Here is a 16,897-nt window from a genome sequence, read left to right on the forward strand (position 1 = left end):
CACGTTCCGCCCCGTGGCAGAAGACGGGCATAACGGACACTGCTAGCCGTCGTCGTTCATCGCATCCGTGTGTGAGCGCCCTCACCGCCCCGGGTTCGGCGGCATCGCTGACGGGCCCGCCGCCGTCACACCGGGTCACCACCGACCGGCCGCTACTGAGACCCCCGCCACACCCCGCCGACGTGCCCCCGCCGGTCCGTGCGTTGACGGATGATGCGTGGTGCTGCCGGGAGCATCCCGGCCCGGTGCCCCGCGGCACCGAGGCACCGAGGGGGAGATTGTGCGATTCACCGGCCGGGTCTCCGGCGTCCTGTCGACCGTCCTGCTGGCAGCGGGAGTCGTGGCCGCCCCGCAGGCCGGCGCGGCGCCCGCCGCACCGTGCTCGGGCGGCCGGGTGCTGGACGTGGTCGCCCACCACGACGACGACCTGCTCTTCCTGACCCCCGACCTGATCCACGACCTGGCGAACCCCGACGTCTGCGTGCGGACCCTGTTCCTGGTCGGCTCGTACTACAGCCGGGACGACGTCGCGGCGCATCCCACGGACGCCGACAAGTACGCCTACATGGAAAGCCGTGAGGCCGGCGACCGCGAGGCCTACCGGGCGGCCGCCGGCATCCCCGGCGACTGGCAGCACGCGCCCTACTCGGCGGCGGGCGTGCGGGCGACGACCTGGTCGCTGGGCGGCCGGATCTCCACGGTCGAGCTGCGCGTGCCCGACGCCGCCGCGTCCAACGACGCCGGCACGATGTTCAAGGGCCAGCTGTGGGCGCTGTACGCGGACGGCCGGGAGGCCTGGCCCGTCCCGGGCGCGGACGCGCCGGTGCAGCAGCGGCTGAGCCGCGAGCAGGTCCTCGCCTTCGTCCAGGGCGTCATCGACGACTACGGGCCGACCGTGATCAACACCGAGGATCCGTCGGCGGACCACCAGCGGAGCTCCATGGACGGGAACTTCCACCCCGACCACGTCGCGACGACCAGGCTGCTGCTCGGCGCCCTGAACCGTCGCGGCGGGACCTGGCCGCGCATGACCTACTACCGGGACTACCTGGCCCGGGAGTCGGCCCCCAACCTGGACGGCCCGGCGCAGGCCCGCAAGCAGCAGGTCTTCGAGGCCTACTGCCCGTACGACGACGAGATCCACCGCGGCGGCTCCTGCCGACCGGACTACGCCGACTGGTACCGGCGCCAGTACTACGCCGACTCGACGTGGCGCGGCTCCTACCTCCTGCCCACGTCCTACGGCTTCGAGGACCCGAAGCTCGACCAGCGCTACCGCGTCGTGAACCGCTCCACCGGCCTCTACCTCGACGTCTCCGGCTCCTCGGTCGCCGACCAGGCACCCCTGCTCGGCTTCTCCCCCACCGGGAACCCCAACCAGGCCTTCACCTTCAGGGCCGCCCTGGGCGGCTGGAACCTGCGCCCGGTGCACAGCGACCAGTGCCTGGACGTGACCGGGTCGAGCACCACCGCCGGCACCCCCCTGATCCAGTTCCACTGCACCGCCGTCACCGTCGACCCCGCCGACGTGTCACGGATGTCCAGCCCCAACCAGGCCTTCCGCGTCCGCGGCGACCGCACCAGCGGCTACACCATCACCAACGCCAATTCCGGCCTCGCCCTCACCTCCCCCGCCCGGGCCGGAGGAGCGGTCACCCAGGCACCCGCCGCCGGCACCCCCGACCAGCTGTGGGACCTCGTCCCGGCCTGACCCGCGCCGTAGCGCCCCGGCCGGCTCATGCCCCGGCGCGGCACGACCCGGTGCAGCAGCAGGGCCGGGCCGAGGGTGCCGGTGGGGTGGTCGCGGACGGCTGGTGGTCGCCGTCGGTGAGGCGGTCGAGGCCGGCGGCCTCGCGGGCGCGGGCGGCGACCTCCCGTCGGTGGCGCTCACGGCCCAGGGCCCGCTGGAGTTCGGGGTCGTCGTCCGGGTCGTAGAGCGGGGAGGCGGTGGCGGCGACGTGGTCGTGGACGCGCTGCCATTCGTCGCGGGCGGTGGCCGCGTGGAGGGCGGCCTCCTCCTCCCCGGCGCCGGTGTGCCGGTAGGCGGTGCGCTCGATCCTCCGGGCGGCGGCGAGGGCCTGGGCGATCGCGCGCGGGCCCGTCCCGGCGGCCCGGAGGCGGACCCGGTGCCGGACGTCGCCGAGCAGCCCCTGCTCCCGGTCGTCCGGCTCCCCCTGGGCGTGCGGATCGACGGGTGGAACGGCGGGGCCGGGTGCGGGGCGGGTGGTGTCGGTCATCGCGGGTGCCTTCCGGAGCGGAGATGCGGGGCGGGGACGAGCGGTGCCCGCGGGGACGAGGCGGGGCCACGGCTGCCCGTACCCTGCCGTTCGCCCCGCCACCCGGGCAAGGCGGGCAGTGCGGCCCCGGGCCCTGTCCCCTGTCCCCTGCCGCCTGTCCAGGGGGTGGAATTCCGCCCGCGGTGGACGGTGCGCCCGGCACCGTGGGCGGCATGATCCTGCAACCGGAGACCGACGACCTCGCCGCCTACCTCGGGGCGGACGAGGTGATCGACCATCAGCACCCGGAGCTGCGGCGGCTGGCCGCCGAGCTGGCCGCGCCGGAGGCGGCGTACCACCACGTCCGCGACCGGGTGGCGCACTCCGCGGACGCGGGCGCGTACAGCGGGGCGTTCCGCGCCTCCGAGGTGCTGGCCGCGCGCAACGCGATCTGCCACGGCAAGTCGCACCTGCTGGCCGCGCTGCTGCGGGCGCAGGGCGTGCCGACCGGCCTGTGCTACCAGCGGCTGGAGGACGGCGAGGGCGGATTCGTGCTGCACGCCCTCAACGCCGTGCACCTGGACGGCCGCTGGTCCCGCCTGGACGCCCGGGGCAACCGGGAGGGGGTCGACGCGCGGTACGACCTGGACCGGGAACGGCTGGCCTGGCCGGTCCGGCCGGAGCGGGGCGAGCGCGACTACCCCGGGGTCTTCGCCGCACCGCCGGCCGCGCTGGTCCGGGCGCTCGCCCGGGCGGTGCCCGGCCGATTCGGCTACGACCACCTGCCGTCCGAACTCCCGGGCGAGGCGTCGCCCGGCCCCGGGTGAGGCGCCCGAACGTCGTAGGCGCGGCAGGCGGCCGGTCGTCCGGGGATTCGCCCGTGGACGTTACGGGGCGCCGGCACGCGGCCCGGCGGCGTGCCCGTCCGCCGGCTGCGGGCCATGGTGTTCTTGCGCAGGAGGTACCGGAGCGGCTGCGGAGAAGGACGTCGCACGGTGTGGGTCGGCAGGTCCTCGGAGCTGGTGCGGCGGGCGTGGGCCGTGAACCGGCCGCTGGCCGTCACCGCCGTCCTGATGGCCCTGATGGCCCTGATGCCGGTCATCGCCCTGGTGGGCCTCGCCACCAGGCCGCGCGGGGTGTCCGCGCGCCACCGTGTCGCGCTGATGTGGATCGCCGCGCCGGCCTACCTGGGCCTGGTTCTCCTCCTCCTCTGGCAGGCGCTGCGCGCCCGGCCGCTCACCGCCCCCGACACGGCGGCCGTGGCCGCGTTGCTCGCTCTCGGCGTTGACCGGGCCCTTCCGCCGCGGTCCGGCGGACGCCGCCACTTCGGCGGCCCGCCGGCCGGACGGGGCACCGAGGACCTCTGCGAGGGCCACGTCGAGCTCCTCCGCGACGAGGAGCACCGGGCCGACCTGCTGACCTTCGGCGTCCCGGAAGGCTGGGGGCAGGTCGGGGAGGGCCTGGCCCGCGACGGCGGGATCGCGGCGATCGTCGCACCCGGCCCGGTGCCCACCAGCCCGTGGGACTGAGCGGTCCGGCCACCGCACCGGCGGTCCTGACGGAGGGATGTCAGTAGTCGCTGCTGGAGGTGGCCGCGCCGGACCCTTCGTACGGGCCGCCTCCGTACGGGCCGCTGTCGCTGCGGGCGACGGTTTCGCGGGCGGCGCGGCCGCCGAGCAGGGCGATCCGTGCGGTGGGGCGGCGCAGTGAACGCGTCGCCCCGCGCGAGCGGGGTGGGTCAGCCGGCTTCCGGTGCCGGGCCGGGGCGGGCGGTGCCCGCCATCACCTGGGCGTGCAGGCAGGCGCGGGCGTGCGACAGGGCCGCGGCGGCGGCGCGCAGGTGGTGGTTGACGACGGGGAGCAGGGTGCCGCGCAGGCGGTCGGCGGTGTGCAGTGCGGCGGCGGCCTGTTCCAGCAGCTCGCCGGCGCGGTGTATGGCCTGGCCGCGGTCGCTGGCGCGGTACTCCTCGGCGAGGGCTGCGGCGGCATGGGCGAGTTCGCCGACGCCGGGGTCTTCGACGGGTTCGGCGCCGAAGAACTCCAGCATGGACGCCAGTTCTGCCAGCCGGGCGTTGCGGCGCTTGTCCCACCAGGTGCTCACGTTGCGATCATGCACCACGACGCACCGCGATGTGGGGGGAACGGGTCAACTTCCCTGCGCGGGGGAGAATCCGGCCCGCCGGGGGTGGTGACCGGCGGTTCCGGCCTCCGGAGGCGGCGCCGGGGGCGTACGCACGACCGGGGCGCGCCCCCAGGACGGCGCACAGCGCCGGGCGGTGCGGGATCCCTCCGCCGCCCGCACCGGGTCAGTAGCCGTCGTAGGGCTGGCAGCCGGGGCAGACGTCGATCTGCACGCCGGGTGCGGGGCAGGGGTAGAACCAGCCCGCGAGAGCGGCCCGTTGGTGGATCAGCGGGCCGTCGGTCTCGGCCCTGCCGTCGTGGAAGACGGCACCGCACCCGTGGTCGCAGGTCATGGTGCCGATCGGGCGGGTGTCGGCCCCCGCGAACGTGACAGCCATCTCGGCTCCTCTCTCCCGGCTGTCAGTCTGCCGACCCCGGCGGGCGGTGAACAGGCCGCGGCGGAAGCCGCGCCGCCGAGGTGGGCGCGGGCGCCGGGCCGCTGGGCCGCTGGGCCGAACCCGTAACGAAGTGGACAAAGTAGGATGGCTGAACTCCCGCGCTACGCGCGAAGAGTTCCATAAATGTTCCATTTGCCCGTTTCATTCTCCCGCTTCACACGCACGGAGCCACCCTCATGGACAACCTGTCCACCGTCGACGTCGACGGCGCGATAGAGACCCGCGGTATCGAACCCGTCCCGGACCACGAGCGCCGGGGCAGAGTCCGCGAGCTCTTCCCGACCTGGGTCGCGGCGAACATCAGCGTCCTGCTCCTCACCATGGGCGCGGCCCTGGTGGTGTTCAACCAGTTGAACTTCTGGCAGGTCCTGGTCGTCGCCGCGTGCGCCGCACTCGCCTCCTTCGGCATGGTCGGCGTGCTGTCGGTCTCCGGGAAGTGGGGCGGCGCCCCGGGCGCCACGCTCTCCCGGGCCACCTTCGGGGTGCGCGGCAACCTCTTCCCCGGCGCGATCCTCTGGGTCGCCCGGTTCGGCTGGGAGACGATCAACGCCGTCACCGGCGCCTACGCCGTGCTGACCGTCCTCGACCTGATGTTCGGCGTCAAGAGCAACACCGCGCTGATCGTCATCACGCTGTTCGCCTTCGTCGCCTGCACCTTCCTGGTCTCCGGCATGGGCCGCAAGGCGCTGAACGTCTGCAACACCTGGTCGACGTACCTCTTCGGCGTCTTCAGCGTCCTGGTCCTGGGCTACCTGATCGCGACCATGAACTGGAGCGAGGTCTTCTCCAAGCCCGCGGGCACCACCGCGATGATGATCGCCGGCATCGGGACCATCGCCGCCGGCGGCATCAGCTGGGTCCCCACCGGCCCGGACTTCGCCCGCTACCTGCCGCACTCCGCCTCCGGCCGGAAGATCGTCGGCGTGACGGTCTCCGGCGCCGGCCTGGTGATGGTGCCGATGGTGCTGATGGGCGCCGTGATGGCGGTGGCCTCGCCCGGCCTGGCACAGGCCGCGGACCCGGTCTCCTTCCTCGGCGACCTGCTGCCGACCTGGCTGGCCGTGCCCTACCTGCTGACCGCGATCGTGGGCATGCTGCTGATCAACAGCCTCTCCATGTACTCGGCCGGCTTCACCGCGCAGACCATGGGCGTGAAGCTGCCGCGCGCCACGGCCGTCAGCATCAACGCCGTGATCTCGCTGGTCGGCGGCCTGCTGCTGATGCTGGTCGCCAAGAGCTTCCTGGGCTCCTTCATCACCTTCCTGATCCTGCTCGCCGTCTCCTTCTCGGCCTGGATCGGCGTCTACGCGGTGGACATGTTCCGCCGCCGGTCGCGTGCGGTGCGCTACGACGCCGCCGCGCTGATGGACACCAGCAGGAACAGCCCGTACTGGTACAAGGCCGGCTTCTGCTGGCAGGCGATGGTCTCCTGGGTGCTCGCGCTGCTGATCGGGCTCGCCTTCACCAAGTGCGACTGGTTCGCCGGCCCGTTCTCCGACACCCCGATCGGCAAGTACGGGCTCGCCTGGGCGGCGACCATCGTGATCTCCGGCGCGATCATGGCCGTGCTCCCCGCGCCCCGGGAGAACACCCCCGCCGCCTCCGCCACCGCCGAGCAGCCCGCCGACGTCCCGGCGGAGCGCACCGAGCGGGTCACCGTCTGACCGCACGGCGCGAACCCCCGTACGCCCCGGACCGCCCGGGTGCCGGCTCCACCGAGTCGGCACCCGGGCGGTCCGGTTTTCGGTGCCGCAGATGCCGCAGATGCCGTGGTCAGGCGACGGGGCGGTGCGGGCGCGGCCGTCGTCGGGCAGGACGACGAGGCGCTGGACGAGGCCCTGGTGGTCGGCGCCCTCGGCCCGGGCCGGTGTTCCGGATCGCGATCCGCGCGCCCCGGCGCGGCGGGCAGGTCCGTGCGGACACCCCTTCCCGCCCTACCGGGACGGCGCGGCCTCGACCAGGGCCCGGCACTTCCGGCACGAGGCCGGGTCCCCGGGCTCGAAGTGGCACAGGAAGACCGTGAAGCAGCGGAGCCCGCACAGGGTGCGGGGCCTGCCGCGGCTCAGGTCCCCGGCGTGCAGGACACCGGGCACCCCCTGGACCCCGACGGCGGGGAACTCGGCCGGCTCGCGCGCGGTGGCGAAGGATCGGGTCCCGTCCGGGGCTCCGGTGTCCGGGCTGTCGGTCATGCCGGGCAGCATGCCACGGTCGGGGACCGCCGTCGGCGCCGGGCTCCCATCGCGGGTCGGCGGGCCTTGCGGGCCGGTGAGCGGCGGCCTGCCGTGCGCGGCCGGGCGGCCCGGAGCCGCCGGGGCTGATGCCGGGTCAGCACTCCCGGGGAGGCCCCCGGCCCGGGCCTCGCCGTCCGGTCGGGGGCGGCAACCGGGCTGCTGTTCCTGCGGTGGGCTGACGGACCGCCGGCCGACACGGGGGCGACCGGCGGGACGCACCCCGGCACCGGCGGACAGGAGAAAAGGTGGAGACAGGAATCGAACCCGTCTGAACGGTCCTGCAAACCGTCGCCTCGCCACTCGGCCACTCCACCTCGACAACGGTGGAAACATTACACACGTATGAACCGGAACTCTCCGGAAGTGCTGGATTTTCACTCCGGAAGGCTCTTAATGCTTCTAGTGTTATTTCTCTCGACATGGCGCCGAAAGGGCCCGGGGGCCGACACGGGGAAAGTCATGTTGCGCTAGCCTGTGCCGATATCTCCAACCCGATGGGATTTCATTGATGGCCGTCGAGGAATCACGGTTCACCCGTATCACGGAGCTGCGTGGCGAATCCGCCACGAACCGGTGCCAGTACAAGAGTCTGCCCCTGCGCGACCTTCCACCGCTCGGTGTCGTGCGTCGCGCGCGGATCGCCCGCGAAGGCCTGCGTGAGCGCCGCGCCGACATTCCGGCGCCCGGCCGTCCCTCCCGCTTCGCCGAGGGGGACTGGGTCCGGGTGAAGGACGAGGCCGTGGTGCGCGCCACCCTGGACGCCAAGGACCGCCACCGCGGCCTGTGGTTCACCCGGAGCCAATGGTCGTTCTGCGGCGGCGTCTACCAGGTCGAACGCGTCGTGCGCCGCATGATCGACGACCACTACCGCGTGCGGCGCCTGTCGGGCACCGTCGCCCTGGCCGGCGCCACCTGCCACGGCGCCGACGGGACCCAGGGCTGCGGCATGGAGTGCGCGCTGCTGTTCCGCGACGAATGGCTGGAGTCCGCCCCCGCGCCGGTCCCCGCCGCCCGGCCGGTCGCCCTGTGGGCGACGGTGCGCAGCCTCGCGGAGATCCACGCGACCCTCGGCTCCGACGGGCGCCTGCACGGCGTCCCCTTCCAGCCGGGGATGGAGCGCCACGCCGGCACCCGTCACGGCGCCACCGAGCTGCGTCACCGGTCCCTGGCCTGGTGGCAGCACCCCACCGGGGGGCGCTGGTTCATCCTCCAGGGCCTGCGCTGCGGCGGCGAGCCGGCCCCCACCGGCTGCGACCGCCGCTGCGCCCTGCTGTGGCACGAGTCCTGGCTGCGCCTGGAACCCGCCGCGGAACCCGCCGCCGCCGGCCGCTGAGCGGCCGTCAGCGCCGCCAGCGGTCGCGCACCAGCTTCGCGGTCAGGTGCAGTGGTCCGTCCCGGTCTCCGACGTAACATCGGGGAAGCGCGTACACCCCGCTGTGGGGCCCGGGGCTGACCGCGCACCCGTACGCGTAGCCGGCCTGCTCCACCGCCTCCACCGCGGCGTCGTCGAGCGAGCCGTACGGGTAGCAGAACCCGCCGACTTCCCGGCCCGTGAGGTCCTCCAGCACGTGGCGGCTGTCGGTGACCTGGGCGGCGAGGTCCCGCGCGCCCAGGCCCGCCAGCCGCCGGTGGGTCAGCCCGTGCGAGCCGATCTCCACCCCGGCGGCAGCGGCTTCACGGACCTCGTCCGCCGTCATCAGCGGCTTGCGCGGGCCCTGTCGGTCCCAGTCGTTGCATCCGCCGAGCCGGCCGGCCACCACGTAGACCGTCGCGGTGAAGCCGTACTCCGCCAGTGCGGGCATGGCCTCCTCCAGGAAGTCGCGGTACCCGTCGTCGAAGCTGAGCCCGACCAGGCCCGCCGCGGTGCCGTCCCGGTGGGAACGCATCAGGGCGCCCACCGACACCCCGCGCAGCCCGCGGGCGGACAGCCAGCGCAGCTGGCGGCGGAACCGCGCGGGATCGACGGTGATCAGATAGGGGTCCTCGACCGTCGACGTCACCGAGTGATACATGAGTGTCCACGGGAGGCTTCCCGCGCCTGCGCCGGTCTCCCTTTCCGGACTATTGCGTGGTCGAATGATTCGCATGTTCCGCTCCAGCTGTCCGGTGGCACCGCCTGTGCAGGTGGACCCGAGGAAATTGCATTCTGGCAGCGTCGGACCCCGCTTCCATTCGCGCCAGGCGACTCCGCTTCATTTCACCCGGATGCCGGATCGGGAGCGGCCCGCCGGGGGACCGGCCGGACAGCCCTGATGACGATGACGTTGTCGACAAGGACGGCGACGGCGATGGCAATGGCGACGGCGATGGCCGGGGCGGGACCGGGGCGCCGTCACAGGTGCTGGAGCAGGCCCTGGAGGGGGGCGGGGACCCGCTGCGGGTCGAGGGCCTCGGTCAGGACGCGGCCGTAGCGGATCTTGCGGCCCTTCTTCGTGCCGAGGAAGCGGCGCATGCGCTGGTGCGGCGGCCGGTCCTGCTGGGCGGGCTGGCGCACGAAGGTCCGCCAGGCCGGGAGGTCGCCCTCGGCCCGGAGGATCTCCTCGACCCGGGGCACGCCCAGCGCGCGGACGAGCTCGTCCTCCAGGTCCGCCGTGCACACGAAGATCCCGTCGCACGGACCGCCGGCGCGTTCGAGACCGCGCTCGTAGAAGCCCTGCTCGCCCTCGTCGCACAGCCCGGCGAGGCGCAGGCCCAGTCCAGCCGGCCCGAGCAGGCCGGCGAATCGGCCGACGCTCATCGCCCCGCCCATCGGGACGACGCACACCCCCTCGGCGGCCAGGTCCCGGCCGTGGCGGGCGGCCAGCGCCTCGACGGCCGCGAGGTCGCTCGGGCCTTCCAGCAGTACCGCCGTCCGTACCCGAAGCCGGTCTGCCAGCTCGCCCGCCGGCCCGCCGTCCGCACCCGCGGCCCAGCCGATGACCGCCTCCCGGAACACCCGCATGTCCGTCATGGGGCGATTCTGCCCCCGCCCGGGCCGGCCGGGCGCGGGGTTTTCGCCGCCCGGCCCGGCCGCGGCGACGGATGCCGCCGTGCCGGCCGGGCCGGTTCCGGGACTACTTGGGGGCGGCCGTCATGGAGGCGACGGCGTCCGCCACGCTGGAGCGGTAGTTGCCCATCTTGGGGTTCAGCACCCGCACGCCGCTGTCGAGCGGGAAGTTCTGGGTGTTCGCGAGGGGCATGTTGGTGCCCTCGTCGTCGGCCAGCACGTTGATCTCGTTGATGCCGGGGGTGGTGCCGGTGGTGGCGCCGCTCGGGTCGAGGTCGATCACCGCGTAGGCGTTCTGCCCCGCCGGGACCGTGAAGCGCTCGGTGCCGCTGGCGAGTATCGGCTTGACGTTCTTGCTCTGGTCGGGCGAGACGGAGTCGCCGAGGTCGACCCCCGGGGAGGAGCTCAGGCTGCAGGCGCTCGCACCGGTGTTGCGCACCTCGATCACCCGCTGGCCGGCCGCCCCGGCTCGGGCCGTCACCTTGATCGAGAGGTTCTTGATGTCGCACGGGTGGGCGGCGGCGCCGGCGCTGCCCCCGTCGGACTTGGTGCCGCCCGGGGTGCTCGCGCCGGACGGCTTCTGCGGGGCGGGCTTCGTCGCCGCTCCCGTGGCCGGTGCGCCCGTGGGGGCGCCGGAGGCCGGGCCGCCCGCCGTCGGGGGCGTGACGGCCACCGTGGCGGCCGCGGAGGCCCCCGGGCCGCCGGCCGTGTCGGTGTTGTCGGGCCCGCAGGCGGTCAGCGCGAGGCCGGCTCCGACGACGAGGGCGGCGGAGGCGAGCAGCTGGTGACGGTGGCGGACGGACATGGTGGCTCCCCGATGACGGTGCGTGCTGATGTGCGTGGACACCTCACAGGACGGTCGGTCGACGGCTTTTGGTGGCATGCACAGCGTCACAATCGTCAGGACAGGATGAAGATCAGATCGTGACATTCGGTCAGATGTGCTGCGGGCAGCGGGCGATGGACCGCTCGGCCCCGATGGGCCGTTCCGTGTGTCGGTAGCATGACGGTCCGACACATCCCTCCCCCGAGGAGTCCCCTTGACGAACACGTTCATGCGGCGAACAGCGTTACCCGCCGCCCTCACCGTCCTGACCGCGGCGGCGTCGGCGCTCGGCGCGGGCACCGCCCACGCGGACTCGCTGAACGACCCGTGCGACCCGCGCGTGCCGCAGACCCAGCTGTTCGAGGTCGCGACCGCCACCGTCGACCCGGTACTGACGCACTGGAAGGGCATCACCATCGCCCCGGGCACCACCGGCTCCATCGAGACCACCGTCTCCGAGGTGCAGGCCGTCAGCACCACGTTCAACGCCTCGACCGAGATCAGCGCCTCGGCGGGCGCGCTCTTCGCGAAGGTCTCCGTCAAGGTCGGCTTCTCCGTGCAGACCGGCAAGTCCACCACCAGCAGCTGGTCCCAGAAGATCACCCTGAACTTCTCCCGCCCCGGCGACTACGCGGTCTTCAAGGGCACCCACCGCGTCCAGGGCACGGCCGACGCCTTCACCTGCGTCGTCGACGGGCCCATCGGGAGCGACCCGAGCAAGGGGCGCTGGGCCTACGTCTTCGGGTACCACCCCGTCTACAGCACCTTCGACGCCGAGATCGAGGGCACGGTCTCCTGCGACACCCCGGTCTCGCCCGGCACCGTGCAGGAACTCGCCCGCAACAAGCTGGTCTGCCACTGAGCGCCGCCCCGCCCTCCGGTCCCGGGCGCAGGGGCCGAGGGCGGGGCCGCGGGCCGGGGCCGGGGCAGGGGACGGGGCCGGGGCTCGCCGAGAAGCTGTGCGACCGGCCGCCCGAGGAGTACGCCGTCGCGTCCACCGCGACGATCCCGGCCCCCGCCGGGTCCGCGAACCGGCCCTGGCCCGGCCCGGGTGGTTGCGGGAGCCGCAGCGGGCGCGCCGGGCCCACTGGTGCGGGAACGTGGAACCGGACGAGGACTACCTGCCGCCCGGGCACCGGACGGAGCCCGGGCGGCTCCACCAGGAGCCGCGGGACGAGGTGCCGCGCGGGAGTGACGGCCACGGCGCCGGCCCATCCGTCGTCGCGCCGGCTCCGAACACCGTGCGCGACGCTGGTTGCGTCATTCCGCCCGGCCCGGCGGAGGCCCGGCCCTGCGGAAACCCCGCGGGTGCCGCTTCCGGAGGAGGAGTCGACATGGAACCGCTGCGACCCGACCCGCTGCGGCCCGCCCCGCTGCGCTGCCTGGTGACCGGGGCGACCGGCTACATCGGCGGCCGGCTCGTGCCCGAACTGCTCGCCCGCGGGCACACCGTGCGCTGTCTGGTGCGCGATCCCCGGCGGCTGCGCGACCAGCCCTGGCGGGCCCGGGTGGAGACCGCCACCGGGGACGTCACCCGCCCCGCCACCCTCGCCGGGGCCTTCGACGGCGTCGACGTCGCCTACTACCTCGTCCACTCGCTCGGCACCGGACCCTCCTTCGAGGCGACCGACCGGGAGGCCGCCCGCGCCTTCGCGGCGGCCGCGGCGGCCGCCGGCGTCACCCGGATCGTCTACCTCGGCGGCCTCGTCCCCGCCGGGGTGCCCGAGGCCGACCTCTCCCCCCACCTGCGCTCGCGCGCGGAGGTCGGCCGCGTCCTGCGCGCCGGCGGTGTTCCCACGGCCGAACTGCGCGCCGCCGTGATCATCGGCTCCGGCAGCGCCTCCTTCGAGATGCTGCGCCACCTCACCGAACGCCTGCCCGCGATGGTCACCCCGCGCTGGGTCTCCACCCGGATCCAGCCGATCGCCGTCCGGGACGTCCTGCGCTACCTCGTCGGCGCCGCCCACCTGCCGCCCGGGCTGAACCGCACCTTCGACCTCGGCGGCCCCGACGTCCTCACCTACGAGCAGATGATGCGGCGCTACGCCCGCATCGCCGGGCTGCGCCGGCGTCTCATCGTCCCCGTGCCGGTCCTCACCCCCCGCCTCTCCAGCCACTGGGTCGGCCTGGTGACCCCCGTGCCGAACTCCATCGCCCGCCCCCTCGTCGAGTCCCTGCGCCACGAGGTCGTCTGCGGCGAGCACGACATCGCCCGCTGGGTGCCCGACCCGCCGGAGGGCCTGACCGGCTTCGACCGGGCCGTCACGCTCGCCCTGCGCCGGATCAAGGACGCCGACGTCGCCACCCGCTGGTCCTCCGCCTCCCTGCCCGGCGCCCCGAGCGACCCGTTGCCCACCGATCCCGACTGGGCCGGCGGCAGCCTCTACCAGGACGTCCGGGAACGCGCCGTGACCGCGCCGCCCGCCGCCGTCTGGCGGGTGATCGAGAGCATCGGCGGCGACAACGGCTGGTACTCCTTCCCGCTCGCCTGGGCCCTGCGCGGCCGGCTGGACCGCCTGGTCGGCGGCGTCGGACTGCGCCGGGGCCGCCGCGACCCGGCCCGGCTGCGGGTCGGCGACTCCCTGGACTTCTGGCGCGTCGAGGAGATCGAACCCGGCCGGCTGCTGCGCCTGCGGGCCGAGATGCGCCTGCCCGGGCTGGCCTGGCTCGAACTCTCCGTCGCACCGGACGGGGACCGCGGCACCCGGTACCGGCAGCGGGCCCTGTTCCACCCGCACGGCCTGGCCGGACACGCGTACTGGTGGGCCGTCGCGCCGTTCCACACCGTGGTGTTCGGGGGCATGGCCCGCAACATCACCGAACGCGCCCGCCGGCAGCCCTGATCCGGCCGGGCCCCCGGCCCCCGATGTGGCGCGGGCGTCCGCCGCGAAGAAAATGATCCAGGTCCGTCCACCGTGTCGATCCGCGACCGCGCCGTTCGACCTGGGACCGGAAGGGTCGAGAGGCGACCCCCGAACGAGGAGGCCGGAGATGGCGAAGTACATGCTGATCATGCGGGGCACCGACGAGTCCGTCGCGAAGATGATGGAGACGCCGTTCGAGGAGATGCTCGAAACGGTGGGCCGTTTCAACGAGGAGCTGATCCGGGCGGGCGTGCTCGTCGCCGCCGAGGGGCTGGACGACCCCTCGCAGGGCGTGGTGGTGGACTTCAGCGGGGAGACCCCGGTGGTCACCGACGGACCGTACGGCGAGACGAAGGAGCTGTTCGGCGGCTTCTACGTGATCGATGTCGCCTCGAAGGAGGAGGCCGTCGAGTGGGCCAAGCGCCTCCCGGCGCTGCCCGGCTCGAAGTGCGAGGTCCGCCGCGTGCCGGGCATCGAGGAGTTCCCGCAGGACAACGAGTGGATCGTCAAGGAGCGGGCGTGGCGCGAGCGGACCGGCCAGCTGTGACAGCCGGGGCCACCGACGGCCCGCCGGTCGCCGAGTCGGCGCGGCGGGCCGTCGAGGCCGTCTGGCGGATCGAGTCGGCACGGATCGTCGGGGCGCTGGCCCGGTACACCGGGGACTTCGCCCTGGCCGAGGACGTCGCGCAGGAGGCGCTGGCGGAGGCACTCGTCACCTGGACGCGCGACGGTGCGCCGGCCAACCCGGTGGGCTGGCTGCTGGCGACCGCGCGGCGGCGGGCCATCGACGCCTTCCGCCGCAGGTCGGCCCTCGACGAGCGGTACGCCGTGCTCGCCGGCCGGCTGGCCGACGGCCGGTCCAGCTCGGGCGCGGCCGGCCTGCCCGGGCCGCCCGACGATCTGCCGTGGGACCCGGACCGGGTCGACGACGACGTCCTGTCCCTCATGTTCGTCGCGTGCCACCCGGTGCTGTCGCCCGAGGCCCGGGTGGCACTCACGCTGCGCGTGGTGGGCGGCCTGTCCAGCGAGGAGATCGCCCGCGCCTTCCTCGTGCCGGTACCGACCGTGCAGGCCCGCATCACCCGGGCGAAGAAGACGATCGCCGCCGCCCGCGTGCCGTTCGAGCTGCCGCCGCCCGAGGAACGGCCGGGGCGGCTCGGCGCCGTCCTGAGCGTCCTGTACGTGGTCTTCACGGAGGGCTCGACGGCGACGGCCGGCGACCACCTGCTGCGCCCCGACCTCGCCTACGAGGCCGTACGACTGGCCCGGGTCCTGGCCGCCCTGCTGCCCGGGGAGCCCGAGGTGCACGGCCAGCTCGCGCTGTTCGAGCTCACCGCCGCGCGCTTCCCGGCCCGCACCGGGCCCGACGGCGAGGCGGTGCTCCTGGAGGACCAGGACCGGCGCCGGTGGGACCGCTCCGCGATCCGGCGCGGTCTGGCCGCGCTCGGCCGCGCCGCCGCCCTCGGGCGGGGCCTCGGACCGTACGGTCTGCAGGCCTCGATCGCCGCCTGCCACGCGACGGCGCCCTCGGTGCCGGAGACCGACTGGGACCGCATCGTGCTCCTGTACGAGGCGCTCGGCCGGGTGGCCCCCTCCCCCGTCGTCGACCTCAACCGCGCGGTGGCCGTCGCGATGGCGGGCGGACCGCGGGAGGCGCTGTCCATCGTCGACGACCTGGCCGCCTCCGGCCGCCTGTCCGGGTCGCACCTGCTCCCCGGCGTGCGCGGCGAACTGCTGCTCCGCCTCGACCGCACCGCCGAGGCCCGTGCCGAGCTGGAACTCGCCGCCCGCCTGTGCCGCAACGCCCCCGAGCGGTCGGTGCTGCTGCGCAAGGCGGCCGCGCTGGGGTGACGCCTGCCTGCCGGGCCGCCCTCCCCCGCCCCCGCCCCCGCCACCGCCACCGCCACCGCCACCGCCAGCGGCCGCGGCCGCGGCCGCGGCCGGCGGAATTTCCGCTTCCCCTTGCTCTCCTGGCTCTGGTATGACAGCACCTGGCCCGATCGGGGCCACCTGAACAGGGGGATTGTGTCGTGCTGAGGACCACCCGCCGACGCCGGGTACGCGTCGCTTCGCTGCTGGCCGCCTCGGTGGCGCTCGCCACCGTGACGACGGCCGCGCCGGCCGGGGCCGCGCCCCGCTCGACCGGGAGCGACGCCGCCCCGACGGCCGGGCTGAACCTGATGCTGCGCGCCGATCCGTGGAAGGTCGTCCAGACCCGCCGGGCACCGGACGGCACCTGGGACGCGGCCAGGGAGATCCCGCAGTTCGGCGGCTTCCGGTACTGGACGACCGTCGTCGACTCCGGGCGGCTGCGGCTGTTCGGGCTCCGGAGCTCCGGCCCGATGAGCGTGCAGTTCGTCCAGTCGACGCAGCAGCCCGACGGCAGCTGGTCCGCGCCGACCCCGATGCAGGGCCTGGCGGAACTGCCCGTCTCCAGCGAGTACTTCCAGCTGGGCACGGCCGGCGCGGCCATGGTGAACGGCCGGGTCCAGCTGGCGGCGATCGACCCCACGGGCCGGCTCGTCCACACCGTCGAGAACCCGGACGGGAGCTGGCAGCCCTGGGGAGCGATCAGCGCCCCTCCGGGACTCGGCTCGGACAAGTACTTCAGCCTGGCGACGGCCGAGGTGAACGGCGAACTGCACATCGTGGCCACCATGTGGAACGACGGCAGCGTGCTCCACACCATCCGGCACGCGGACGGCACCTGGGCCGGCTGGGGCAACATCATGGGCGCGGCCGGGACCCCCTCCCCCTGGGGCTGGCCGCACGACGTGGTCGCGGTGGGCATCAACGGCGCGCTGCAGGTCGCCGTGGTGAACAACAGCCAGATCGCCGTCTACCACACGATCCGCAACTCCGACGGGAACTGGGCCGGTTGGGGGCCCATCGGCCAGCAGATCCTCACCCAGCCCTTCTACGTGTGCGGCGCCGACGGCGCCAATGTGAACAACGAGCTGCAGCTGCTCTTCGAGACCTGCGCCAACAGCGGCTCGCTCTACCACACCATCCGTCACGCGAACGGCAGTTGGGACCGGGCCGGCTACGTCCAGAGCGCCGTCGACCTCTCCCCCTGGCGGCCCGTCGCGGACGGATCGGCCGTCGGCGGCTGACCGTCCCGGGCCGCCTCCCCGGCCGTCTCCCGTGCCGCCGCCCCCGTGCCGCCGTCTCCCGCCCCGGCGCGGGAGACGGCCC

General features: G+C 74.4%; 17 protein-coding genes and 1 tRNA gene. 10 read left to right on the top strand and 8 right to left on the bottom strand.

The window, feature by feature from the left end; all coding sequences use genetic code 11:
* The first annotated feature begins 280 nt into the window (after positions 1-280).
* A complete protein-coding gene (locus tag ACZ6EM_RS38715; protein WP_465774521.1) occupies positions 281-1,711 on the top strand; it encodes an RICIN domain-containing protein in 1,431 nt (476 codons plus the stop codon).
* 25 nt (positions 1,712-1,736) lie between these two features.
* Here ACZ6EM_RS38715 and ACZ6EM_RS38720 read toward each other — a convergent pair whose 3' ends face one another.
* Entirely contained in the window at positions 1,737-2,237 is a 501-nt protein-coding gene (locus ACZ6EM_RS38720; protein ID WP_401052130.1) for a hypothetical protein, read from the bottom strand.
* Positions 2,238-2,449: 212 nt separating this feature from the next.
* Here ACZ6EM_RS38720 and ACZ6EM_RS38725 point away from each other — a divergent pair, with 212 nt between their 5' ends.
* On the top strand, positions 2,450-3,043 hold the full coding sequence (locus tag ACZ6EM_RS38725; protein ID WP_401052132.1) for a transglutaminase-like domain-containing protein: 594 nt from the start codon (positions 2,450-2,452) through the stop codon (positions 3,041-3,043).
* A 168-nt stretch (positions 3,044-3,211) separates the two neighbouring features.
* On the top strand, positions 3,212-3,745 hold the full coding sequence (locus ACZ6EM_RS38730) for a hypothetical protein (protein ID WP_452179258.1): 534 nt from the start codon (positions 3,212-3,214) through the stop codon (positions 3,743-3,745).
* A 209-nt stretch (positions 3,746-3,954) separates the two neighbouring features.
* On the opposite strand, the gene ACZ6EM_RS38735 is transcribed toward ACZ6EM_RS38730, so the two are convergent.
* On the bottom strand, positions 3,955-4,317 hold the full coding sequence (locus ACZ6EM_RS38735) for a hypothetical protein (protein WP_401052136.1): 363 nt from the start codon (positions 4,315-4,317) through the stop codon (positions 3,955-3,957).
* Positions 4,318-4,522: 205 nt separating this feature from the next.
* Entirely contained in the window at positions 4,523-4,735 is a 213-nt protein-coding gene (locus ACZ6EM_RS38740) for a hypothetical protein (RefSeq protein ID WP_380552140.1), read from the bottom strand.
* Between the two features lie 236 nt (positions 4,736-4,971).
* On the opposite strand from ACZ6EM_RS38740, the gene ACZ6EM_RS38745 reads away from it, so the two are divergent.
* Positions 4,972-6,459 (top strand): purine-cytosine permease family protein, encoded by a 1,488-nt coding sequence (locus tag ACZ6EM_RS38745; RefSeq protein ID WP_465774522.1) that lies wholly within the window; start codon positions 4,972-4,974, stop codon positions 6,457-6,459.
* 270 nt (positions 6,460-6,729) lie between these two features.
* Here the strand turns inward: ACZ6EM_RS38745 and ACZ6EM_RS38750 are convergent, their stop codons facing one another.
* Both ACZ6EM_RS38750 and ACZ6EM_RS38755 read right to left on the bottom strand, forming a co-directional pair.
* On the bottom strand, positions 6,730-6,984 hold the full coding sequence (locus tag ACZ6EM_RS38750; RefSeq protein WP_401052141.1) for a hypothetical protein: 255 nt from the start codon (positions 6,982-6,984) through the stop codon (positions 6,730-6,732).
* A gap of 285 nt (positions 6,985-7,269) precedes the next feature.
* Positions 7,270-7,340, bottom strand: a tRNA-Cys gene (locus tag ACZ6EM_RS38755).
* Positions 7,341-7,648: 308 nt separating this feature from the next.
* Between ACZ6EM_RS38755 and ACZ6EM_RS38760 the strand changes: the two genes are divergently transcribed.
* The gene (locus ACZ6EM_RS38760) at positions 7,649-8,359 is read left to right on the top strand and encodes a hypothetical protein (protein WP_452179261.1); all 711 of its coding nucleotides are present in this window, start codon (positions 7,649-7,651) and stop codon (positions 8,357-8,359) included.
* A gap of 7 nt (positions 8,360-8,366) precedes the next feature.
* Here ACZ6EM_RS38760 and ACZ6EM_RS38765 read toward each other — a convergent pair whose 3' ends face one another.
* The 3 genes from ACZ6EM_RS38765 to ACZ6EM_RS38775 all read right to left on the bottom strand — a co-directional run bounded on the left by ACZ6EM_RS38765 (position 8,367) and on the right by ACZ6EM_RS38775 (position 10,817).
* The gene (locus ACZ6EM_RS38765) at positions 8,367-9,026 is read right to left on the bottom strand and encodes a polysaccharide deacetylase family protein (protein WP_401056535.1); all 660 of its coding nucleotides are present in this window, start codon (positions 9,024-9,026) and stop codon (positions 8,367-8,369) included.
* Positions 9,027-9,358: 332 nt separating this feature from the next.
* The gene (locus ACZ6EM_RS38770; protein WP_452179262.1) at positions 9,359-9,976 is read right to left on the bottom strand and encodes a TOPRIM nucleotidyl transferase/hydrolase domain-containing protein; all 618 of its coding nucleotides are present in this window, start codon (positions 9,974-9,976) and stop codon (positions 9,359-9,361) included.
* A 103-nt stretch (positions 9,977-10,079) separates the two neighbouring features.
* Positions 10,080-10,817: a DUF4232 domain-containing protein gene (locus tag ACZ6EM_RS38775; RefSeq protein WP_359915091.1), complete on the bottom strand. Its 738-nt coding sequence runs from the start codon at positions 10,815-10,817 to the stop codon at positions 10,080-10,082.
* Between the two features lie 235 nt (positions 10,818-11,052).
* Here ACZ6EM_RS38775 and ACZ6EM_RS38780 point away from each other — a divergent pair, with 235 nt between their 5' ends.
* From ACZ6EM_RS38780 to ACZ6EM_RS38800, 5 genes are all read left to right on the top strand, one after another.
* Positions 11,053-11,700: a hypothetical protein gene (locus ACZ6EM_RS38780; protein ID WP_401049903.1), complete on the top strand. Its 648-nt coding sequence runs from the start codon at positions 11,053-11,055 to the stop codon at positions 11,698-11,700.
* A gap of 472 nt (positions 11,701-12,172) precedes the next feature.
* Complete coding sequence (locus ACZ6EM_RS38785) at positions 12,173-13,681, top strand: SDR family oxidoreductase (RefSeq protein WP_401049901.1); 1,509 nt, start codon at positions 12,173-12,175, stop codon at positions 13,679-13,681.
* 148 nt (positions 13,682-13,829) lie between these two features.
* Positions 13,830-14,249 carry a YciI family protein gene (locus tag ACZ6EM_RS38790; RefSeq protein WP_401049898.1) on the top strand — a complete coding sequence of 140 codons (420 nt, stop codon included), beginning with the start codon at positions 13,830-13,832 and terminating at the stop codon, positions 14,247-14,249.
* Positions 14,222-15,553, top strand: coding sequence for an RNA polymerase sigma factor (locus tag ACZ6EM_RS38795; protein WP_465774523.1), 1,332 nt, complete (start codon positions 14,222-14,224; stop codon positions 15,551-15,553). The genes ACZ6EM_RS38790 and ACZ6EM_RS38795 overlap by 28 nt, the downstream gene beginning before the upstream one ends.
* A gap of 179 nt (positions 15,554-15,732) precedes the next feature.
* Positions 15,733-16,815: a PLL family lectin gene (locus ACZ6EM_RS38800; RefSeq protein ID WP_452179265.1), complete on the top strand. Its 1,083-nt coding sequence runs from the start codon at positions 15,733-15,735 to the stop codon at positions 16,813-16,815.
* The last annotated feature ends 82 nt before the right edge of the window (positions 16,816-16,897 follow it).

This window comes from Kitasatospora sp. NPDC041917 (genome assembly GCF_055589745.1).

Bases quoted from the DNA above. Each gene is read 5' to 3' on its own strand.
- ACZ6EM_RS38725 (WP_401052132.1), top strand. From the start codon at position 2,450: ATGATCCTGCAACCGGAGACCGACGACCTCGCCGCCTACCTCGGGGCG.
- ACZ6EM_RS38775 (WP_359915091.1), bottom strand. From the start codon at position 10,817: ATGTCCGTCCGCCACCGTCACCAGCTGCTCGCCTCCGCCGCCCTCGTC.
- ACZ6EM_RS38785 (WP_401049901.1), top strand. From the start codon at position 12,173: ATGGAACCGCTGCGACCCGACCCGCTGCGGCCCGCCCCGCTGCGCTGC.
- ACZ6EM_RS38740 (WP_380552140.1), bottom strand. From the start codon at position 4,735: ATGGCTGTCACGTTCGCGGGGGCCGACACCCGCCCGATCGGCACCATG.
- ACZ6EM_RS38750 (WP_401052141.1), bottom strand. From the start codon at position 6,984: ATGACCGACAGCCCGGACACCGGAGCCCCGGACGGGACCCGATCCTTC.
- ACZ6EM_RS38790 (WP_401049898.1), top strand. From the start codon at position 13,830: ATGGCGAAGTACATGCTGATCATGCGGGGCACCGACGAGTCCGTCGCG.
- ACZ6EM_RS38745 (WP_465774522.1), top strand. From the start codon at position 4,972: ATGGACAACCTGTCCACCGTCGACGTCGACGGCGCGATAGAGACCCGC.
- ACZ6EM_RS38770 (WP_452179262.1), bottom strand. From the start codon at position 9,976: ATGACGGACATGCGGGTGTTCCGGGAGGCGGTCATCGGCTGGGCCGCG.
- ACZ6EM_RS38720 (WP_401052130.1), bottom strand. From the start codon at position 2,237: ATGACCGACACCACCCGCCCCGCACCCGGCCCCGCCGTTCCACCCGTC.